The organism is Stenotrophomonas sp. HMWF003, from assembly GCF_003061285.1.
GTDB classification, from domain to species: Bacteria; Pseudomonadota; Gammaproteobacteria; order Xanthomonadales; family Xanthomonadaceae; genus Stenotrophomonas; species Stenotrophomonas maltophilia_AP.
Genome location: NZ_QAIW01000178.1, coordinates 1 through 2,904 on the forward strand (window position 1 = coordinate 1; position 2,904 = coordinate 2,904).

General features: G+C 61.3%; 2 protein-coding genes. Both read left to right on the forward strand.

The genetic code is table 11. The features are described 5' to 3' along the window. Window positions 1–418, forward strand: a 418-nt coding sequence (locus tag DBR34_RS21245) for a hypothetical protein (RefSeq protein WP_181393929.1), incomplete at its 5' end; no start/stop codon positions are given. A 3-nt stretch (window positions 419–421) separates the two neighbouring features. Further along, window positions 422–2,904, forward strand: a 2,483-nt coding sequence (locus DBR34_RS07255) for a phospholipase (protein WP_128096291.1), incomplete at its 3' end; no start/stop codon positions are given.

Below are 2,904 nucleotides of genomic sequence, written 5' to 3' on the forward strand. Positions count from 1 at the left end.
GCTGGCCGGCCAGCCGTGGAAGATCGTGCGCACCCGGCAGAGTGCCAGCGATACCCCGGACAACCTGCATGCGGTGGATGCCGGGCAGTGGGTGGAAGTGCTCAAGGAGGGCAGAGCCGACGACGACGGCAAGGTCGCCCTTGACGATGCCGACTGCAAGACCGTCTGGGACGCCGTGGCGCGGTTCCCCGGGCGCCTGTACCTGGTGCACGGCATCGACGCCATCCCGCTGCAGATGCGCCAGTTCAGCACCGGCCCCGGGGTACGCGAGATCGTCGAGACCCTGGATGCCAACAATTACAGCAAGGACCTGCAGCACCTGCCCGATGCCGATGCGCTGCGCGCCATCCGCCACCGGGTGGAGTACGAGTTCCAGTCCCTGCTGACCACCACGCCCAAGCAGCGCAAGGAGCTCTGAGCCATGGCCGACGGCACCAACACCAGTACGGTTGCGCGCAACGCGCTGACCTGCCAGTCCGGCCAGGTAGGCACCTCCAGCGGTGACTACTACGCGCCGCCGGATCGCCAGTTCGCCCCGGTCCGGCACGGCAACGCGGTGAAGTCCTACACCGATGGGCGCTCGGCCATGCACGCAATGGCCGAGGCGATCCGCGGTGCGAAGAAATTCATCTTCATCGCCGACTGGCAGATGAACTTCGATACGGAGCTGACCGGACGGGGAGAGGCCGGGCACCGCGGTCGCCTGAGCGAGCTGCTGTATGACGCGATCAATGTGCGTGGGGTGGATGTGCGGGTGCTGTTGTATGACAGCATCGAAGCCGCCGCGTACACACATGAGAACGAAGCACGGACCGCGCTCTACAAGATGCTTGACGAAAATACCCCTGGCAATGTTCAGGTGGGGCTGCACAATCCAGCAACGGGTCGTAAGGATGCGTTCAATATCGGTTTTTCGCACCACCAGAAGATCCTGGTGATTGATGGAAAAATCGCCTTTGTCGGTGGTCTGGACGTGGCACATGGGCGCTGGGATGATGGCAACTTTGACGTCGTATGCGATCCGGCATTGCACGTCATCAATGACCACTACAACAACAGTGTTTCCAAAGCGCGTGGGATGACGTCCGATGAGTTGAAGCTGACGTACGACACGCCCGACCAGAGTCCAGACGCCGCAGGCAGAGTGCGGCCTGGTTTCGCCCCGGCCTACCTGCCGGGCATGGCCATCGCCATGGATCGTATGCGTGAGCAATGGGACAAGGGGGCTGCGCTCGCTGAGCTTCTGGACTATGCCGACAAGCTGGCGGTCCCGGACTGGCTGGAGAAGAACGGGTTGCGAAAGCTTGCGGAGTTCTTCGTGCCTGGCTTCGATGCCACCCTACGCATTGTTCGGACCGTGGCCAAGGTTCTCGAATCGATACAGGTGGATCTTCAGGAGGCAGAGCTGAAGTACGCCGAAGTCATTGCCTCCGTAAACCGTTCGGTTGACGAGGCCCTCAAGGGCAATGGAGGCGCATCCGGTGATGCGGCGTTGCGCGCAGTTGAAGGGTACGCACTCATCAAGGCAAAGGAGTTTGAGGCGTGGGCAGCTGAAAAGCGTGCGGTGGTGCAGTCGGCGGTTGGCACTGCCGAAAAGATCGGAAGCCGCGTCGTTGGATATGTTGGCGATCCATCCGCGGTCAGCAGAGATGTAGAGGCGGCGCGGAGGGCCGTGATGGATGCGCTCGATAGAGCGCTGGAGGCGTGGAAGTCGTTCGAGACATGGTTGAACACGCCGGTCGGCCGCGAGCAGATGCTCCTCGACAAAGGCCGTCATGCCCGGATGCCCTGGCAGGATGTCCATGCTCGACTGGAAGGCCCTGCGGTGTTTGATATCTGTCGTAACTTCATGCATCGCTGGAACGCCATGATGTGGCAGAACCAGGGCGGCGACCGGGGTGTCGGCAAAGACGTCAGGGAAAAGGTCAACAAAGGAATTGGGCAAGTCAACCGGCTACCCGGCGTATCGCTGCCCGAACAGAAGACGTTTGCCCGAGGCCAGGAAATAACGGCGCTCAATGACGCATGGCTCAAGGCTATGGGGGGAGGTAAACAGCTGTTCGGGGATCTGACCCAGCCAGGATCCGCAGGCGGTATTAGCGTGCAGATCGTGCGGTCATCCGGAACGGCCCTGCACGCAATGGAGAAAAAAGCGTGCGCAAAGGTCGGCTTGGCGATGGACGACGGCAGTTGCATTGCGCCCTACTGGGAGCGAGACCAGCCCATGCACTCCATTCAGGATGCCATGCTCAACTGTATCGAGTCCGCTCGTGCCTATGTATACATCGAGACCCAATTCTTGATTTCTGACTGTAGCTATTCCGACGCAGAGCCAGGAAACCGGCTCGACACAATCATTCGCGGCGGCAGGCGTGGACCTTCCACCGCGGCGGAACAGAAAAAGGCCCATAAGATCGGCCGGGTGCTGGGTGCAACCCAGAAAACGGCCGACAAGGTGCTGCCAGGAACCCCGGCGGCCGATACGCTGGCATTCCAGCAGGGCGTGCGTTCAGCGGCGCGCAACAAGCTCGTGCAGACCATCGCGACGCGCATCATCAAGGCTATCCGTAGTGGGCAGGCCTTCCATGTCTATATCACTCTACCGGTGCATCCGGAGGGTAGTCTGTTCGACGGTGCCGTGCTCAAGCAGCACTACTGGGCCCAGCAGACTCTGCTTCGTGGGCGCGACAGCCTCATTCGGCGCGTCTGCCGCGCGCTGGTTGCCAAGCGGCTCGAGATCCGCGAGGACAGCGTGTACGAGGAGGACCTTCGCAAGGAGGTTGTGGCAGGTGGATGGAAGTCCTACCTTACGATTCTGAATCTGCGCAGCTACGGGGTTCTCAAGGATGTGAATCACGACCACTATCGAAGCGCTCCTCCCACGGTCGGTGGCAGCGCTTCGAT